This window comes from Enhydrobacter sp. (genome assembly GCF_030246845.1).
In the GTDB taxonomy this organism is placed as follows: Bacteria; Pseudomonadota; Alphaproteobacteria; order Reyranellales; family Reyranellaceae; genus Reyranella.
The window spans coordinates 2465374-2483578 of record NZ_CP126889.1 but is presented as its reverse complement, the minus strand read 5'-3'; the positions used below and the strand labels follow the sequence as shown (position 1 = coordinate 2483578).

Annotated in this window: 17 protein-coding genes; 12 read left to right on the top strand and 5 right to left on the bottom strand. The window is 68.0% G+C overall.

Translation table 11 applies throughout. The features are described 5' to 3' along the window. The first annotated feature begins 60 nt into the window (after positions 1-60). The 11 genes from OJF58_RS12435 (at position 61) to trxA (ending at position 12606) form a co-directional block, all read left to right on the top strand. Positions 61-444 (top strand): HPr kinase/phosphatase C-terminal domain-containing protein, encoded by a 384-nt coding sequence (locus OJF58_RS12435; protein WP_300784714.1) that lies wholly within the window; start codon positions 61-63, stop codon positions 442-444. 15 nt (positions 445-459) lie between these two features. Further along, on the top strand, positions 460-1356 hold the full coding sequence (rapZ, locus tag OJF58_RS12430) for an RNase adapter RapZ (protein WP_300784713.1): 897 nt from the start codon (positions 460-462) through the stop codon (positions 1354-1356). A 16-nt stretch (positions 1357-1372) separates the two neighbouring features. Next, positions 1373-1777, top strand: coding sequence for a PTS sugar transporter subunit IIA (locus tag OJF58_RS12425; RefSeq protein ID WP_300784712.1), 405 nt, complete (start codon positions 1373-1375; stop codon positions 1775-1777). After that, complete coding sequence (locus OJF58_RS12420; RefSeq protein ID WP_300784711.1) at positions 1774-2073, top strand: HPr family phosphocarrier protein; 300 nt, start codon at positions 1774-1776, stop codon at positions 2071-2073. Before OJF58_RS12425 ends, OJF58_RS12420 begins: the two co-directional genes overlap by 4 nt. A 141-nt stretch (positions 2074-2214) precedes the next feature. Then, positions 2215-3621 (top strand): adenosylhomocysteinase, encoded by a 1407-nt coding sequence (ahcY, locus tag OJF58_RS12415; protein ID WP_300784710.1) that lies wholly within the window; start codon positions 2215-2217, stop codon positions 3619-3621. Positions 3622-3673: 52 nt separating this feature from the next. Further along, the gene (gene tsaE, locus OJF58_RS12410) at positions 3674-4117 is read left to right on the top strand and encodes a tRNA (adenosine(37)-N6)-threonylcarbamoyltransferase complex ATPase subunit type 1 TsaE (protein WP_300784709.1); all 444 of its coding nucleotides are present in this window, start codon (positions 3674-3676) and stop codon (positions 4115-4117) included. Continuing rightward, on the top strand, positions 4110-5105 hold the full coding sequence (locus OJF58_RS12405; protein WP_300784708.1) for a phosphotransferase: 996 nt from the start codon (positions 4110-4112) through the stop codon (positions 5103-5105). The genes tsaE and OJF58_RS12405 overlap by 8 nt, the downstream gene beginning before the upstream one ends. Then, a complete protein-coding gene (locus tag OJF58_RS12400) occupies positions 5102-5794 on the top strand; it encodes a nucleotidyltransferase family protein (protein WP_300784707.1) in 693 nt (230 codons plus the stop codon). Before OJF58_RS12405 ends, OJF58_RS12400 begins: the two co-directional genes overlap by 4 nt. After that, positions 5791-8739, top strand: coding sequence for a double-strand break repair protein AddB (gene addB / locus OJF58_RS12395; RefSeq protein WP_300784706.1), 2949 nt, complete (start codon positions 5791-5793; stop codon positions 8737-8739). The genes OJF58_RS12400 and addB overlap by 4 nt, the downstream gene beginning before the upstream one ends. Next, entirely contained in the window at positions 8736-12203 is a 3468-nt protein-coding gene (gene addA / locus OJF58_RS12390) for a double-strand break repair helicase AddA (protein WP_300784705.1), read from the top strand. The genes addB and addA overlap by 4 nt, the downstream gene beginning before the upstream one ends. Before the next feature lie 82 nt (positions 12204-12285). Further along, on the top strand, positions 12286-12606 hold the full coding sequence (gene trxA / locus OJF58_RS12385; RefSeq protein WP_300784704.1) for a thioredoxin: 321 nt from the start codon (positions 12286-12288) through the stop codon (positions 12604-12606). 9 nt (positions 12607-12615) lie between these two features. Here the strand turns inward: trxA and OJF58_RS12380 are convergent, their stop codons facing one another. The 3 genes from OJF58_RS12380 to OJF58_RS12370 are packed head-to-tail and all read right to left on the bottom strand — an operon-like array spanning position 12616 to position 16094. Continuing rightward, complete coding sequence (locus OJF58_RS12380; protein WP_300784703.1) at positions 12616-13908, bottom strand: folylpolyglutamate synthase/dihydrofolate synthase family protein; 1293 nt, start codon at positions 13906-13908, stop codon at positions 12616-12618. A 22-nt stretch (positions 13909-13930) separates the two neighbouring features. Next, positions 13931-14824 (bottom strand): acetyl-CoA carboxylase, carboxyltransferase subunit beta, encoded by an 894-nt coding sequence (gene accD / locus OJF58_RS12375; RefSeq protein WP_300784702.1) that lies wholly within the window; start codon positions 14822-14824, stop codon positions 13931-13933. A 55-nt stretch (positions 14825-14879) separates the two neighbouring features. After that, positions 14880-16094, bottom strand: a complete 1215-nt coding sequence (locus OJF58_RS12370) for a D-alanyl-D-alanine carboxypeptidase family protein (RefSeq protein WP_300784701.1) — start codon at positions 16092-16094, stop codon at positions 14880-14882. A 73-nt stretch (positions 16095-16167) separates the two neighbouring features. On the opposite strand from OJF58_RS12370, the gene OJF58_RS12365 reads away from it, so the two are divergent. Further along, complete coding sequence (locus OJF58_RS12365) at positions 16168-16833, top strand: MBL fold metallo-hydrolase (RefSeq protein WP_300784700.1); 666 nt, start codon at positions 16168-16170, stop codon at positions 16831-16833. Between the two features lie 42 nt (positions 16834-16875). Here OJF58_RS12365 and OJF58_RS12360 read toward each other — a convergent pair whose 3' ends face one another. Both OJF58_RS12360 and trpA read right to left on the bottom strand, forming a co-directional pair. Next, on the bottom strand, positions 16876-17256 hold the full coding sequence (locus OJF58_RS12360) for a hypothetical protein (protein WP_300784699.1): 381 nt from the start codon (positions 17254-17256) through the stop codon (positions 16876-16878). Between the two features lie 115 nt (positions 17257-17371). Further along, on the bottom strand, positions 17372-18205 hold the full coding sequence (gene trpA / locus OJF58_RS12355; protein WP_300784698.1) for a tryptophan synthase subunit alpha: 834 nt from the start codon (positions 18203-18205) through the stop codon (positions 17372-17374).

The window sequence follows — 18205 nt, the reverse complement described above, 5'->3', positions numbered from 1 at the left end:
GCCATGTTGATGCATGCGACCTCCGTGGCCCTGAAAAGCCCGGGCCGCCCCTGGCAGGCGGTGCTGCTGCGCGGCCCATCCGGTGCCGGCAAGTCCGATCTCGCGTTGCGGCTGATCGATGCGGGCGGCCGTCTGATCGCCGACGACCAGACGCATCTCGAACGCAAGGGTCATGTGCTGGTCGCGTCGGCGCCGGCGGCGATCGCCGGGCGGATGGAAGTCCGGGGTATCGGCATCGTGCGCCTGCCGCGCGCCAAGCTGATCGCGCGGGCTCCGGTCGCCTTGCTGGTCGATCTCGTGGAGCCGGTCCAGGTGGAACGCATGCCGGAACCCGCGCAGGAAATGCAGGACGAGGTCGGGCTGCCCCTTCTCGCCCTCGCGCCGTTCGAGGCCTCCGCAGTGGCCAAGTTGCATCTTGCCTTGCAACGAATCGCCGCCGCATGATCGCGGCGCTGATCGATGTCGCAAGCCCGCCGTCCCTTCGTGCTGGTCACCGGCCTTTCCGGCGCCGGCCGCGCAACGGCGCTGCACGCCCTCGAGGATCTGGGCTACGTGGCGGTGGACAACGTGCCGCTGCCGCTGATGAGCGATCTGATGCGCTCGACGGCGGGCAGCCCGGGCGAGCTGGCCGCGCCGCTTGCCTTCGGCATCGACACGCGCACCTACGGCTTCGATGCCGCCGAGCTGGTGCGGCGCATGCAGGAGCTGCGCCAGCGACCGGATCTCGCAGCACGACTGCTCTTTCTAACCGCCGACACCGAGACATTGCGGCGGCGTTATACCGAGTCGCGCCGGCCGCACCCGGTGGCACCCGACCGGCCGGTCATGGACGGCATCGCCGACGAGCGCGACCAGGTCGGCTTCATGGCCGACTCGGCCGACGTCGTGATCGATACCTCGGCGCTTTCGCCGCACCGGTTCAAGGAGATCCTGTCGGGCCATTTCGCCCTCGGCCGGTCGCCGGCCACGCGGCTTTCGGTCGTGTCGTTCTCGTTCCGTCGCGGCCTGCCGCGCGAGGCGGACCTCGTCTTCGACGCACGCTTCCTGAAGAATCCCCACTACGTCCCGACGCTGAAACCGCTGACCGGCCGCGATGCGGCGGTCGTTTCCTTCATCGAGACGGATCCCGACTACCGCGCTTTCATCGATCGCCTGGAGGCGCTGATCGGACCGCTGCTGCCGCGTTTCGACGCCGAGGGCAAGAGCTATTTGACCATCGCCGTGGGTTGCACAGGCGGTCGTCACCGTTCTGTGGCTGTGGCAGAGACCCTTGCAGACTGGTTGCGGAAGGCCGGCCGCTCGGTCACTCTCAGCCACCGTGATGTCGACTTCGGCAGGGGTCGGCAAGGGGGATAGTTTTCGGGATGCGTGTATGATCGGCATCGTACTCGTGACCCACGGCAATCTGGCCCGCGAATTCCTTGCGGCGCTGGAGCATGTCGTCGGTCCGCAGCAGTGCGTCTCGGCAGTCTGCATCGGCGCCGAGGACGACATGGAACAACGCCGCCTCGAGATCCTGGAAAAGGCCCGCGCCTGCGATACGGGCGAAGGGGTGATCGTGCTCACCGACATGTTCGGCGGCACGCCCTCCAACCTTGCGATCTCGATCATGGAGCAGGCGCGGATCGAGGTTTTGGCGGGCGTGAACCTGCCGATGCTGGTGAAGCTCGCCAGTGTGCGTAACCGTCCGATCGCCGAGGCGGTGCGCATGGCCCAGGAGGCCGGGCGCAAGTACATCGCCGTCGCCTCGCGGATCCTCGCCAAGGAAGCTTCGTGAGCGACGGCACCGTCGACGCCGCCGTCGGCGCGCTCAAGCGTACGCTCGGCATCGCCAACAAGCGCGGCCTGCATGCCCGTGCCGCCGCCAAGTTCGTTCGCACGGCGAGTCAGTTCGATTCGATCGTCCGCGTGAGCTTCAAAGGACAGGAAGTGTCCGGTCTCTCCATCATGGGCCTGATGATGCTCGCCGCGGGGATAGGCAGCGAGATCGAGCTCGCCTGTTCCGGCCGCCAGGCCAGCGACGCCATGGCCGCCCTCTCCGCCCTCGTCGAAGGCAAGTTCGGCGAGGATTGAGCTCGAACGAGCGCCGATGAGCATAAAGCCCGGCACATATCGGCATAAATTCTTGCTTATATGTTGATGCCGCGCGTTGAGAGCGCGGCGGGGCGCTGATAAGAGACGGCCTCTTCCATCGCCCAACCGTCGGAGCGCCGCATGGCCGCAAGCAAAGCACAGGACTACGTCGTCAAGGATGTCGGGCTCGCCGACTGGGGCCGCAAGGAAATCGACATGGCCGAGACCGAGATGCCGGGTCTCATGGCCATCCGCAAGGAATACGGCGCCAAGAAGCCGTTGAAAGGGGCGCGCATCGCCGGCTCTCTGCATATGACCATCCAGACGGCGGTGCTGATCGAGACGCTGAAGGCGCTGGGCGCCGACGTGCGCTGGGCCTCGTGCAACATCTACTCGACGCAGGACCACGCGGCGGCCGCGATCGCCAAGTCGGGCACGCCGGTGTTCGCGATCAAGGGCGAGAGCCTCGAGGACTATTGGAACTACACCCACAAGATCTTCGAGTGGGGCGACGGCGGCGAGCCCAACATGATCCTGGACGACGGCGGCGACGCCACGCTCCTCGTTCATCTCGGCATCCGCGCCGAGCAGGATCCGTCGCTGATCGCCAAGCCTGCCAACGAAGAGGAGGAAGTCCTCTTCAAGGCGATCGCCAGGACCAACAAGGCGAAGCCCGGCTGGTACGCCAAGCTCGGCGCTGCGATCCGTGGCGTCACCGAGGAGACGACGACGGGCGTGCACCGCCTCTACCAGATGGAAAGGGAAGGCCGGCTGCTGTGGCCCGCCATCAATGTCAACGACTCGGTGACCAAGTCGAAGTTCGACAATCTCTACGGCTGCCGCGAATCGCTGGTCGACGGCATTCGCCGCGGCACCGACGTGATGATGGCCGGCAAGGTCGCGATGGTCGCGGGCTTCGGCGACGTGGGCAAGGGTTCGGCGGCCTCGCTGCGCCAGGCCGGTTGCCGTGTCATGGTCTCCGAGATCGATCCGATCTGCGCCTTGCAGGCGGCGATGGAGGGCTACGAGGTCGTGACGATGGAAGATGCCGCGCCCAAGGCCGACATCTTCGTCACCGCCACCGGCAATGTCGACGTGATCACGCTCGACCATATGAAGGCGATGAAGCACCGTGCCATCGTCTGCAACATCGGCCACTTCGACAGCGAGATCCAGATCGCGGGCCTGCGCAACTTCAAGTGGCACCACGTGAAGCCGCAGGTCGACGAGGTCGAGTTCCCCGACGGCAAGCGCATCATCGTCCTGTCCGAGGGCAGGCTGGTGAATCTGGGCAATGCCACGGGCCATCCGAGCTTCGTGATGTCGGCCTCCTTCTCCAACCAGACGCTGGCCCAGGTCGAGATCTTCACCAATCCCGGCAAGTACCAGAAGAAGGTCTACACGCTGCCCAAGGCGCTCGACGAGAAGGTCGCAGCGCTGCATCTCGACAAGGTCGGCGCCCGGCTGACCAGGCTGCGGCCCGACCAGGCCAAGTATATCGGCGTCCCGGAGGCCGGCCCGTTCAAGAGCGACCTCTATCGCTACTAAGTCCGGGATAACCGCCCACAGGGCATCGCATGCTAGAAGTCGGCGTCGAGAGATGCCGACTTTTTCTTTGTCCCTGCCCGACGAAGCCGCGACCGAACGGCTGGGCGCGGCGCTCGCGGGCCGGCTGCGGCCGCGCGATGTGGTGGCGCTCGAAGGCGGCCTCGGGGCCGGCAAGACGACCCTTGCGCGCGCCATCCTGCGCGCCGCAGCGGGCGACAGGGCGCTGGTCGTGCCCAGCCCGACCTTCACCCTGGTGGAGGTCTATGACACCCCCCGGGGTGCCTTCTGGCATTTCGATCTCTATCGGCTGGACGACCCTCGGCAGGTGTTGGAGCTCGGCTGGGAGGAAGCGCGCGCGGACGGCGTCGTGCTGGTGGAGTGGCCGGAGCGGCTGGGCGCCCTGTTGCCCAGAGAACGGCTGAAGGCGACGCTTTCCATCGAAGGCGACGGTCGGCGTATCGTGCTGGAGGGGGAGGATCGGTTGGTCAATGTCTGATCGGACGAGGCTGCGCGCGGACTTCATCCGGCGCTCGGGCTGGGGCAATGCCCGGGAGACGCCGCTGGCGGGCGACGCCTCGTTCCGCCGCTACTTCCGGCTGCACGGCTGCAGAGGAACGGCAGTGGTGATGGATGCGCCGCCGCCCAACGAGGACGTACGGCCCTTCGTGCGCATCGGCCGCCATCTCCTCGCCCTCGGCTTGAGCCCACCGGAAATCCTCGCCGAGGATCCGGCGCATGGTTTCCTGCTGCTGGAGGATCTCGGTGACGACACGTTTGCCTGCGTGCTGGAGCGGGGTGGCGACGAGGCCGAGCTGTACAGCGTCGCCACCGACGTCCTGGCGACACTGCACGCGGCCCCGGATCGAGGCCTGCTGCCGGACCTCGGCGCCTATGCGGGAGAGGCCCTGATCGAGGCGGCCATGCTGCTGCCCGAATGGTATCTGCCCGCGGCGACCGGGCATGAGGCGTCGGCCGAGGAGACCGAGGCCTATCGCGCGGCGTGGCAGCGCTGCCTGGGCTATCTGCCAGCGACGGCCGACGCGCTTCTCCTGCGCGACTATCACAAGGACAATCTCGTCTGGCTGCCGGGACGGCCTGGGGTGCGTGCCTGCGGCCTGCTCGACTTCCAGGATGCGCAGCGCGGCCACCCTTCCTACGATCTCGTCTCGCTGATCGAGGATGCGCGCCGCGACGTCTCGCCCGCCGTCCATGACGCCTGCTTCGCGCGCTATGTCGGCGCTGCCGGACTCGATGCCACGGACTTCCAGACCGGCTTTGCGCTCATGGCCGCCCAGCGCCATGCCCGCGTGATAGGCCTCTTCGTTCGTCTGTGGAAGCGCGACGGCAAACCGACCTACCTGCCCCATCTGCCGCGTGTCTGGCGCCTGTTCGAGCGCGCTCTTCGGCACGAGGCGCTGGAGCCCTTGCGCCATTGGGTGGACCGGCTGCTGCCCCCGCCGATCCGCGGGATCGGCGCCGCATGATCGAGACCGCCATGATCCTCGCAGCCGGCCGCGGCGAGCGCATGCGGCCGCTGACCGACAGGGTTCCCAAGCCGCTTCTTACTGTGGCCGGCCGGTCGCTGCTGGATCGCACGATGGACCGGCTGACGGCACATGGCGTCCGCAAGATCGTCGTCAACGTCCATCATCTCGGCGAGCAGATCGCGGCGCATCTCGCGGGCCGTGCCGCCATCGTGCACGAGGAGCGCCTGCTCGAAACCGGCGGCAGCGTGAAGAACGCCCTGCCGCTGCTGGGCGGCGGGCCGTTCTTCATCCTCAACGGCGACGGCCTGTGGAGCGATGGGGCCACGCCGATGTTGGACCGCATGGCGGACGCGTGGAATCCTCGGCGCATGGACGCGCTGCTTCTCCTGCATCCACTCGAGATCGCCATCGGGCGCGAAGCGAAGGAGCGAGGCGACTATTTCCTCAAAACGGATGGCCGCGCCCGCTATCGCGGCGCGACGGAGCGCGCGCCGTATCTCTTCGCCAGTGTCTCGATTTGCGGCGCGGATCTTTTTCGCGATTCGCCCGACGGGCCATTCTCCCTGCTGAAGCTGTGGACACGTGCCGAGGCGGCCGGCCGTCTCCACGGACTGGTCCATGACGGCCGATGGTTCCACGTCGGAACGCCGCAGGCGCTCGCCGAGGCGGAAAGGGCCCTGCGATGAGAGGCGTCTTCACCATCGGCATGGACCGCCGTTTCGCCGACGAGCTCGCACGCGGCGTGCTCGCCGAGCATGGCCGCGACCCGCTGGCCCTGGCCGATGTCCTGATCCTGCTGCCCACGCGCCGCTCCGTGCAGGCCGTCAGCGATGCCTTCCTGCGCGCTTCCGACGGCAAGCCCACGATATTGCCGCGCTTCACTCCTCTCGGAGACATCGACGAAGGCGACTGGAGCGAATTGACCGATGATGCAGCCGCCCTTGCCTTGCCGCCGGCCATCGACGCGGCAGAGCGCGAGGCACTGCTCGCCGAGCTGGTGCGCGCCTTCAAGGACGACCAGGGCCAGCCGATCGCGCAGTCGGCGGCCCAGGCGTTGTCGCTTGCGCGCGAGCTCGCCGGCCTGATCGACGAGCTCGCCATCGACGACGTGCCGTTTGCCAAGCTGGAGGCGCTGGTAGAGGGCAACTTCGCCAGCCACTGGCGACGCACGTTGGAGTTCCTCGCCATCGTCGGCAAGGCGTGGCCGCAGGTACTGGCGGAACGCAATCAGCTCGACCCCATCGCCCGCCGCACGGCTTCCCTTCGCGCCCAAGCAGCACAGTGGCGGGCGAAGCCGCCCGCAACGCCGGTCATCGCCGCCGGATCGACCGGCTCGCAGCCGGCGACGCGTGCGCTTCTGGCCGTTATCGCCGAGCTGCCGCAGGGCGCCGTGGTGATGCCCGGGCTCGATCGCGAGATGGATGACGAAAGCTGGACGAAGCTCGACCCGTCGCATCCGCAATTCGGGCTCAAGGAACTGCTTGCCGCCTTCAACGTGGAGCGCAAGGCCGTTGCCGACTGGCCGGGACAGGCAGGCGATGCGGCGCGGCGTCACCTGATTGCCGAGCTGATGCGGCCGGCCGAGACCTGCGAGCACTGGTCGCGCCCGCCCGACGCCGCGCTCGACCACGTGACGCGGATCGACTGCGCAACGCCGCACCAGGAAGCCCTGGTGATCGCGCTGGCGCTGCGCGAGACGCTCGAGACACCGGCGCGTACCGCGGCGCTGGTGACGCCCGACCGCGACCTCGCGCGCCGCGTCGCCGCCGAGCTCAAACGGTGGAACATCGACATCGACGATTCCGCCGGCCATCCGCTTGCCCATTCTCCACCGGCCATGCTGATCCGCGCGCTGGTCGCAGCGATCGACAGCGCTTTCGCCCCGGTCGATCTGCTCGCGCTTCTCAAGCATCCGCTGTGCACATTGGGACTCGCGCGAGCCGACGTGCTCGATGCGGCCCGGCTATTGGACCGCAAATGCCTGCGCGGCCCGAAGCCGGCGCCGGGCCTTTCCGCTTTGCGGGCCTGCAGCGAGCAGGCGCTGGTCGGCAAGGAGCAGGACAGTCGACGGGTGCTCGACCTGATCAGCCGCATCGACGAGGCTACCTCGGCGCTCGCCGCCGCCATGAGCGCGGAGGTCGATCCGCTGACCCTGCTCGACGCCACCATCGCCGCCGCCGAGAAGGCGGCGGTGCCCGAGGTCTTGTGGTCCGGCGAGGCCGGGGAAGCGCTGGCGGACGCGCTGGCGCGGCTGCGCACCGCATGGCAGGGCCGCCGTCCCATCCAAGGCGGCGAGTGGCCGGCGCTGCTCGCCGCCATGCTGGCGCCGGAGACGCTGCGTCCGCGCTTCGGCTGGCATCCCCGGCTCGCCATCTGGGGGCCGCTGGAGGCGCGCCTGCAGCGCGCCGATCTGCTGATCCTGGGCGGCTTGAACGAAGGCTCCTGGCCGCCCGCGGTCGAGACGGGACCTTGGGTCAACCGACCGATGCGGGCCGCACTCGGCCTTCCAGCCCCTGAACGGCGTGTCGGCCTGTCGGCGCACGACTTCGCCTCGGCGTTGGCTGCCGAGCGCGTGCTGCTGACGCGCGCGCAGCGCGAAGGCGGGGCGCCCACCGTGCCGTCGCGCTGGCTCGCCCGGCTCGATGCGCTTTTCGGCCACGATCCCGAGAGTAGCGCGCCGCCGCCCGAATATATCGAGCGCGGCCGGCGCGCCCTGCTCGCCTGGGCCCAGGCGATCGACGACCCGAAGCACTATCGCCCCCGGCGCCGGCCCGAGCCGCGCCCGCCCGTCGAGGCGCGGCCGACACGGCTTTCGGTGTCGGCCATCGAGCAATGGCGGCGCGATCCCTACGGCCTCTACGCGCGGCGTATCCTCGGTCTCGAAGCGCTCGATCCCCTGGAGGCGGAGCTGGGTGCGGCCGATCGCGGCTCGGCCTTGCACAGGGCGCTGGACGAGTTCCTGAAGGCGCATCCCTCGGGTCTGCTGCCGCCGGATGCGCTCGCGCGCTTCGAGGCGCTGGGCGCGCGGCATCTGCGGGATCTGATGGCCGTCCCGGCCGAGCGGGCGTTCTGGTGGCCGCGTTTCCAGCGGCTCGCGCGCTGGTTCATCGCCGCCGAGAACGCCCGGCGCGCCTCAGGCACGCGTCTGCTGGGAAGCGAGACCAAGGGCGAGATGACGATCGGTACGGCGACGCGGCCACTCGTCATCGAAGCGCGCGCCGATCGCATCGACGAGATCGAGCCGGGCGGCTGGGAGATCATCGACTACAAGACCGGCCGCGTGCCCTCGCGCAAGGAACTCGACGCCCTGTTCGCGCCGCAGCTCCTGCTCGAGGCGGCGATGGCGGAGCATGGCGGCTTTGCCGACATCGACGGCAAGGCGCGGGCGGTCCATCTCTCCTACTGGCAGGCCAACGGCCTGGGCGACGGCGGCGCGATGACGGAGGTCCAGGACAGCGCCAAGCTGGTGCCGGCCATGCTGTCGCTGGTCGATCGCATGGCGGCGCATTTTGCCAACCCGACGACAGCCTACACCGCCCTGCCCTGGCCGGAGTTCGGCCCGTACTTCAACGACTACCGCCATCTCGAGCGCGTGGCCGAATGGTCGACGGTGGGCGGAGGCGAGGAATGAACGACGCACTCCACGCCCTCGAGCTTGCGACCGCGGCCCAGCGTGCAGCGACGGCGCCCGATCGCTCGACCTGGGTGGAAGCCAATGCCGGCACCGGCAAGACCAAGGTGCTGACCGAACGCGTGATGCGCCTTCTCCTCGCGGGTGTGCGGCCCGAGCGCATCCTCTGTCTGACCTTTACCAAGGCCGCTGCGGCGGAAATGCGCAATCGCCTGGCAAGCCAGCTCGGCGGCTGGGCCATGGCGACATCGGCGGCGCTCGACCAGCAGATCGAGAAGCTGATCGACCGCACGCCCGAGCCGGAACAGCGTGTCGTCGCGCGCCGTCTCTTCGCGCGCGTGCTCGATGCACCGGGTGGCATCAACATCCTCACCATCCACGCATTCTGCCAGGCGCTCCTGAAACGATTCCCGCTCGAGGCGGGCGTGGCGCCCGGCTTCGAGGTGATGGACGAAGCCGAGGCGGCGACGCTCCTGCGGCAGGCGCAGGATGCGCAGATCGAGACGCTGGCGCGCGACGATGCGTCGGCGGACTTGCGCGAGGCGCTCGCCGTCGTCGCCGGCCGCGTCTCGATTGCCGAATATGCCGAGCTGATGACGAAGCTCCTGGCCGAGCGGACATGGCTGCTGGCGCGCATCACCAATGCCCAGGGTCTCGCGCGCGTCCATCGGCAGCTCATGCGACGGCTCGGCTGCGAGAAGGATCGGGACACCAAGCCGGACGAGGCGGCATTGCGCGCCGCAATCAGGGCTCTGGCGAGAGGCGGCAAGACGGATTCCGCGCGCGCCGCCGCGATTGCAGCCTGGCTCGATGCCGGAGCGGATCGCGCCTCGTGCCTGGATGCCTATCGGGCAGCGTTCTTTACCGAGAAAGGTGAGGTGCGAAGGACGCTCGCATCCAGGGCTGCCGTCGCGATGATGACGGACATCGACCTCGTGCTGCGCACCGAAGCCGAACGGCTGGGCGCCGAGATCGACCATGCCCGCGGACGGGCACTGGCGGAGCTCACCTGCGCGCTGTTGCGACTGGGCCTCGATATCACGCAGCGATACGGCGCGGCCAAGCGACGGCGCGCGTTGCTCGATTACGACGACCTGATCGTCTCCACGCGACGGCTGCTGGAAAGCGCCGAGAGCGCAGCCTGGGTGCTCTACAAGCTCGATGGCGGCATCGATCACGTGCTGGTCGACGAGGCGCAGGACACCAATCCCGACCAGTGGGAGGTCATCCGTCACCTGACCGAGGAGTTCTTCGCCGGCGAAGGCGGCTCCGGCGATCGCGAACGCACGATCTTCGCCGTCGGCGACACCAAGCAGTCGATCTTCGGCTTCCAGCGTGCCGATCCGCGCAAGCTCGCCGAAATGCGGTTGTGGTTCGCGGAGAAGAGCCAGCAGGCCCAAAAGAGCTTCGAGTCGGTCGATCTCAATGTCTCGTTCCGCTCGACGCCGGCCGTTCTCGATGCCGTCGACTGGGTGTTCGAGCAGCCGGATGCGGCGAAGGGCGTGGCCGCGCCGGGCGAAGTTCTGCATCTGCCGAGCCGCACAGACGATCCTGGTCGAGTCGAGCTCTGGCCGCTGGTCGCGCCGGCAAAGGCCGAGGCCGATCCCACCGACATCGAAATGCCGCAGGGGACGACGGTCGCGCCGCACGAGCGCCTGGCCCATCTGATCGCGGCCCATGCCAAAAGCCTGATCGGACAGGAACGGCGGGCACTCCAGGGAGAGCTCCTGCATGCCGGGCACTTCATGGTGCTCGTCCGTCGCCGCAACGCCTTCGTGAACGCGCTCGTCCGCGCGCTCAAGCGCGAGCAGATCGAGGTCGCGGGCGTCGACCGCCTCGACCTCGGCCAGGAGCTCGCGATCCAGGATCTGCTCGCGATGGCGCGCTTCGTGCTGCTGCCGCAGGACGATCTCAATCTCGCCTGCCTTCTCAAGTCGCCGTTGATCGGGCTCGACGAGGACGAGCTGTTCTCTCTCGCCTGGAAGCGCAGCGGCACGTTGTGGCGCGCCTTGCGCGAGCAGTCGCGGCAGCCTGGCTTCGCCGAAGCGCATGCGCGCCTGTCGGCGTGGCTTGCGCGCGCCGATTTCGCCACGCCCTTCGACTTCTTCGCGCAGGCGCTGGGGCCCGAAGGCGGCCGCAAGCGGCTGCTGGAGCGTCTCGGCCGCGAGGCCTCCGACCCGATCGACGAGCTGCTGGTGCGCGCGCTGCAGTACCAGCACTCCGAGGCCGGATCCCTGCAGGGCTTCCTGCGCTGGTTCGAGGCCGGCGGCGGCGAGATCAAGCGCGACCTCGACGCCAACCGGCGGCAGGAAGTGCGCATACTCACCGTGCACGCTTCCAAGGGACTGCAGGCGCCGATCGTCTACCTGCCCGACACCACGCGGGTGCCGCGCGACAACGAGCGCCTGCTCGCCGCCGCCGATGGCAAGGCGCGGCTCTGGCTGCCGCGCGCCGACGATGCCAACGAGGCGGCCCGCGCCTGGCGCGCGGAGGCGCGCGAGCGGGCCCTCGAGGAGCAGAACCGTCTGCTCTATGTCGCCATGACCCGGGCCGAGGACCGGCTCTATGTCGGCGGCTGGATCGGCCTGCGCAAGCAGGATGCGGGCTGCTGGTACGACCGCATCGCCACGGGCCTCGCCGCCAGCGTCGGGAGCCAAAGCGCCGGGCGCCGCCGCGCGACCGCCAGGACGTTCGACTTCACCGAACAGTTGGGTGACGAGGGCTGGTCGGGCGAAGGTTTCGAGCTCACGAACGAGGGCCGCATCGTCGTGCCGGAGCAGCAGGCCCTGCCGTTGTCCGATATCGTTGCCGTGCCCACCTGGCTCGAGCAGGCCGCGCCGCGCGAACCCGATCCGCCGACGCCGCTGGCGCCCTCGCAGCCCCTGCCCGACGAGCTGGCCGCACGCTCGCGCGCCTTCAGCCCCGTTGCGGCGGGCGAGTCGGGGCGCTGGAAGCGCGGTCGCCTGTTGCACGAGCTTTTGCGCCATTTGCCCACCATGCCGACCACCGAACGCACCGCCGCCGCGCGCCGCTTCCTCGCGCAGCCTGCGCACGGCCTGACCGACGAGGAGGTCGCCCAATGGGCGGCCGAGGCACTCGCCGTCACCGAAGCTCCCGCGCACGCCCTCCTGTTCGCCCAAGACTCGCGCGCCGAGGTGCCGTTGATCGGCATGGTGAAAACGCCGCGCGGTCCGTTCACCGTCAGCGGCCAGGTCGACCGGCTGGCCCTCTCCGAACACGAGGTGCTGATCGTCGACTACAAGACCAATCGTCCGCCACCGGCCGATGCCGCTGGGGTGCCGCTCGCCTATCGTCGCCAGCTCGCGCTCTATCGGGCCCTGCTGGGGGCGATCTACCCCGGACGGCCGATACGGGCTTTCCTGCTCTGGACCTCGGGTCCCAAGCTTATGGAGATTGACGCAGTAACCCTCGACAAATCAATGCCTTACGCGGGCGAACCTTGACTTGGCCGGGCCCTCTTCCTAGCTTTGAGCCAAGAGCGACGCCGGTCCATCGACCGGCCTTATTTGTCTGCGGAGCCTCGCCATGACCGTCAAAGCGACCGATGCCTCCTTCGATCAGGAAGTGCTGAAATCCGACAAACCCGTCCTCGTCGACTTCTGGGCGGAATGGTGCGGCCCGTGCCGCATGATCGGCCCGTCGCTCGAAGACATCTCCAAGGAGATGGACGGCAAGCTCAAGGTGGTGAAGGTCAATATCGACGAGAACCCGATGGTGCCGACCAAGTACGGCGTGCGCTCCATCCCCACGCTGCTGCTGTTCAAGGACGGCCAGGTCGCGGCAACCAAGATCGGCGCCGAGCCCAAGCAGAGGCTGGTGAGCTGGATCAATACCGTCGTGAGCTAAGCGTCCAGCTCAGCCGTTGCGTTGCAGCACGGCGCCGGCGAGATAGAGCGATCCACAGATCAGAATGCGCATCGGCGCGGGCTGGGTGGCCAGAAGGTCCTCCAGCGCCGCGCCGATGTCGTCTGCGGGCGCGCAATCCAGGCCGACCTCGGCCGCCTTGGCACAAGCTTCCTGCGGCGTATAGGCACTATGGCCTTCCGGAAAGGGCACCGCGCGCGCCGCGCGCGCATGGCGCGCCAGCGGCCGCAGGAAGCCCGCAGCGTCCTTGCTCGTCAACATGCCGAATACAAGATAAAGCGGCAGCGGCGCCGGCTCCTTCGCCCAATCCGACGCCATGCCGGCGAGGGCGAGCCCGCAATCCTCGTTGTGGCCGCCGTCGAGCCACAGCTCACAGCCCGGCGGCAGGGCCTCGACCAGCGGGCCGCGCGTGAGCTTCTGCAGCCGCGCCGGCCACTCGACCGTGGCGAGGCCTTTTGCGATCGCCCGATCGTCGATCGCGAAGTTCGCCGCCCGCAGACGCTCGATGCAGGCGACGGCGGTGGCGGCGTTGTCGATCTGGTGCGCCCCCACGAGCGCCGGCGCCGGAAGATCGAGCGTCGTGGCGTCGCTTTCGTAGCGGAAGCCTGCCGGGCCCGGCATGACCCGCCATTCTCGGCCGAGGCGGAACAGCGGCGCCGCGAGGGTCGATGCCTCGGCCTCGATCACCTGGGCGCTCACCGCGCGCTGGCGACCGATCACCGCCGGCACGGCATGCTTCAGGATGCCCGCCTTCTCGCCGGCGATGCCCTCGAGCCTGTCGCCGAGGAAGCCCGTGTGGTCGTAGCCGATGGGCGTGATGGCCGCGAGCGTCGGCGCGATCACGTTGGTGGCGTCGTAGCGTCCGCCCATGCCGACCTCGATCACGGCTAGATCCGCCGGCACGCGCGAGAAAGCGAGATAGGCGGCCGCCGTCGTGATCTCGAAGAAGGTGATCGGCTTTTCCTCGTTGGCCCGCTCGCAGTCGCCCAGCACCGCGTCGAGCTCGCTGTCCTCGATGAGACGGCCGGCCACACGGATACGCTCGTTGAAGCGCACGAGATGCGGCGAGGTGTAGACATGGACGCGGTAGCCCCCCGCCTCCGCCATCGCCCTGAGATAGGCGACCAGCGACCCCTTGCCGTTGGTGCCGGCGACATGGACGATGGGCGGCAGCTTTCGCTCGGGCGAGCCGAGCGCCGCGAGCAACCGCGCGATGCGCTCGAGGCCGAGATCGATCGACCGCGGATGGAGCCGCATCACGCGCTCCAGGATCGGATCGATCATGCTCGGCTCCGGTGCCGGAGGTTCAGGCGCCGACGACGGCGAGGCTGCGGCTTTCGACCACCAGCGGATCCATGAGCAGCGTGACCAGCCGGATCAGGGTCTCGCGCAGCTTGTGGCGATGGACCACGGCGTCGACCATGCCGTGCTCGAGAAGATATTCGGAGCGCTGGAAGCCCGGCGGCAATTCCTGGCGAATCGTGTCCTGGATCACGCGCGGCCCGGCGAAGCCGATGATGGCCTCCGGCTCGGCGAGATGGACGTCGCCCAGCATGGCGAAGGAGGCAGAGACGCCGCCCGTCGTCGGATCGGTCAGCACGACGATGTAGGGTAGACCTGCCTCCTTCACGCGGCGCACCGCGATGGTGGTGCGCGTGAGCTGCATCAGCGACAGGATGCCTTCCTGCATGCGCGCGCCGCCCGAGGCGGAGAACACGATCAGCGGCGCCTTGCGGTCGACGGCGAGCTCGGCCGCCATCACCAGCCCCTCGCCGACGGCGGTACCCATCGAGCCGCCCATGAAGCCGAAATCGAGGGCGGCCACGACCGTCAGGCGGTTGCCCATCAGGCCGCTGGCGACGACCAGGGCATCGGCGCCGCCGTGAGCCTTGCCCTGGGCTTCCTTCAGGCGCGCGTCATAGCGCTTGGTGTCGCGGAATTTCAGCGGGTCGGATATCACCCTGGGCAGGGCGTGCAGCTCGAACTTTCCGTCGTCGAAAAGATGGGGCAGCCGCTTCATCGGCCGCAGCCGCATGTGGTGCCCGCAATGGGTGCAGACCTCCTGGTTCGCCTCCCAGTCGCGCGTGAACAGCATCTGTTCGCACTTGGGGCATTTCAGCCAGAGATTCTCCGGCGCCTCCTTCTTGCGCGAGACGAGTGCCCGCAGCTTGGGGCGGACGAAGTTGGTCAGCCAGTTCATGGCCGCGATATGGCACGAATGATCGCTGCGGCCAAGCCGATCCGGCCCCCGTTTGTCAGCGCCAGAATCCCCTGAAAGGCGCCTCGAAGTCCTGCGGCTTCTTCACCTCGCAGAACTGCTTGCGCGCGTGGTAGTCGGCGCAAAGCCTTTGCGCGATCCCCGGCTGCAGGTCGGCGATGATCGCCGCCTGCCGCGTCGCCTTGTTGACCGTGACCGGCAGGATGTACTCCTTGCCGGGCTGGGCGACGCCCATCCTGTTGAGTTCCGTCGTGCCGCGGTCGTAGACCTGACGGGCGGCGGCCCAGGTGCCGTAGGTGCCGAGCCAGGCCGCATCGCCCGGCATGTCGTAGCGGATCGTGCCGCATTCGCTCTGGCTGAAGACCACCGGCGGCTGGCCGCCGTCGTTGTGGATCTGCCAGACCTTGGGCCGCGCCCCGCCCGTCTTGAGCGAATAAGCTTCGTCGAACAGGCGCACCAGGAACTCGTCGCGCAGGTCTGCGCGGCGGAAGCCCAGCGCGACGCCGATCAGGCGGCGGCCGTCGCGCACGGCGCTGCCCACGAGATTGAAGCCCGAGGCGCAAATGAAGCCGGTCTTCAGACCGTCGGCATAGGGCGCATACATGCGCACGAACCTGACGCCCGGCCCGACCCAGCGCTTGCCGAGCATGAAGTGCTGGGTCTGGAAGTAGCTATAGTATTGCGGGAAGTCGCGGATCAGGGCCATCGCGAGGATGACGAGATCGCGCGCCGTCGTCAGATTGCCGGGATCGGGCAGGCCGTTGGCATTGTCGAAGGTCGTGGCCGTCATGCCGAGGTGGGCTGCGGTCTGGGTCATGCGCTGAGTGAAGGCCGGCTTGGATCCGCCGACCAGTTCACCGAGAGCTGCCGCCACGTCGTTGGCCGAATGGGCCACCAGCGACTCGAGCGCCTGCTCCACCGTGATCGACTGTCCCACCCCGACGCCGAGCTTCGCCGGCGGCATGCTGGCGGCGTGGGCCGAGAACGGCACCGCCGTCTGCAGCGTAAGGCGCCCCGCCTTCAGTTCCTGGAAGACGATATAGATCGTCATCAGTTTGGTGAGTGACGCCGGATACCAGGGCGCACCGGCATTGCTCTGCAGCAGGGTCTCGCCGGTATGGGCGTCGACGATGATATAGGGGCCGGCCGTGACCGGACCGGTGGGCGAGACGACCGAGGTGAACTGCGCCGCGGCCGGGCCGGCCACCAGGCCGAGCAACGCCGCGAGTCCTGCCAGAAGGCGCAATTTCATTGACGTTTCGTCACGAGAGGGAACCGCAGCATACGCCCTTTCCTGTGTCCGCGGGAGGCATTACAGGAGGTCCATGATCAAGGTCATGATCGCGCCTGTCACGCCGTTCCAGCAGAACTGCTCGATCGTCTGGTGTTCCGAGACCATGGAGGGTACCGCGGTCGACCCCGGCGGGGACTTCGACATGTTGAAGCAGGCGATCGCTGAGCAGGGGATCACGATCACGAAGGTGCTGCTGACCCACGGCCATGTCGATCACGCCTCCGCCGCCGGCACCATGGCCGAGCACTATGGCGTGAAGATCGAGGGTCCGCACGAGGACGACCTGTTCCTGATCGAGGGCCTGCCCGACTCGGGCCGCAAGTACAACTTCCCGGCCTACAAGCCGTTCGTGCCGGATCGCTGGCTGGTGAATGGCGACACGGTGAGCCTCGGCAAGCTCACGCTCGACGTCGTCCATTGCCCCGGCCACACGCCGGGCCATGTCGTGTTCGTGAACAAGGAGGCGAAGATCGCCTTCGTGGGCGACGTATTGTTCAGAGGCTCGATCGGCCGCACCGACTTCCCGCGCGGCAACCACAACCAGCTTCTGCGCTCGATCCGTGAGCGACTATGGCCGCTGGGCGAGGATATCGGCTTCGTGCCCGGCCACGGCCAGACCTCGACCTTCGGCTGGGAACGCAAGACCAACCCGTTCGTCGCCGACCTCCTGTTCGACGACGAGGAAATGGCGGAATAGTCGCCCCAAAGGTTCGAGGAAGCTCGCCGCTCGGCGAGGTCGTTACAGCGACGCGCCGAGAAAGGTGCGGACGGCGAGGTGGCTCGCAGACGGCAGCGACATATCGTCCGCGACGCTCCGCGACCCCTGGTTGCGGCGCAGCACGTAATCGAGGCCGTGGCGCAGCATGTCCTTGGTGAATCGGCTCGGCTTCTTCTCGAGCTTTGCGACCTCTTCCGACGGCCGCTCGGCCGCCGGCCGCGAGAAGGCCGCAAGCTCGACCTCGGCCGCCGAATAGAGGCCGCAGGCCATGGCGCCGAGCGCGTAGGAAAGGCATTCCTCTTCCCAACGGTCGGGCTCGCGGTTCTGTTTGTCGAGAAGATCGAGTGCAGCGGTGAAGATCCGATGAAGCCTGTCTTGGTGTTCTGTCGTGAACCGCTGCATTGCGCACTCCCTTTGCCGTCGATTCAGGACAAGCATATGGGAGCGCAAATTCGGCCATACAATGGCCGATGGCGCGATCTCATAAAACGATCACAAAGATCGGATCGAAAGGACTCTAGACTTTGCGCACGCTGCGCACGCCATCGGCGAGCGCCTTGACGTAGGCGAATACGCCCGGCACGAGATCCGGCTTGGGCTTGCCCTGGTCGTCGAGCCCCGCCTTCACACGATCGACGATCGCCGAGCCGACGACCGCCGCGTCGGCATGACGCGCCACCGCGGCCGCCTGATCCGGCGTCTTGATCCCGAAACCCACACTGATCGGCAAGGCGGTATGCCGCTTGATGCGCGCGACATGCGTGCGCACTGCTTCCTCGGTCGCCGATTTGGTGCCGGTGATGCCCAGCACGGAAACGAAATACACGAAGCCTGAAGCGTATTTCAGCACCGCCGGCAGACGCTTGTCGTCGGTCGTCGGCGCGGTGAGAAGAACGGTATCGATGCCGGCTGCAACCGCGTGTGGCTTCAGCTCGTCCGCTTCCTCTGGCGGCAGATCGACCAGGATCAGACCGTCGACTCCGGCCGCGGCAGCCTCCTTGCAGAAGCGTTCGACGCCGCGCTGGGACACGAGGTTGTAATAGCCCATGAGCAGGACCGGCGTTGCACCGTCACCGGTCTCCTTGCGAAAGCGCCGCACCATGTCGAACGTCGCATCGACAGTGATCCCCGCCTTGAGCGCACGTTGTCCGGCCTGCTGGACCGATGGCCCGTCCGCCATCGGATCGGTGAACGGCATGCCGAGCTCGATCAGGTCCGCTCCGGCCGCAGGCAAGCCCTTCAGGATCTGGTAGCTGAGCACGGGATCGGGGTCGCCGGCGGTGACATAGGCCACGAAACCGGCGCGCTTGTCGGCCTTCAGCTCGGCGAAGCGCCTGGTGATGCGGCCCAT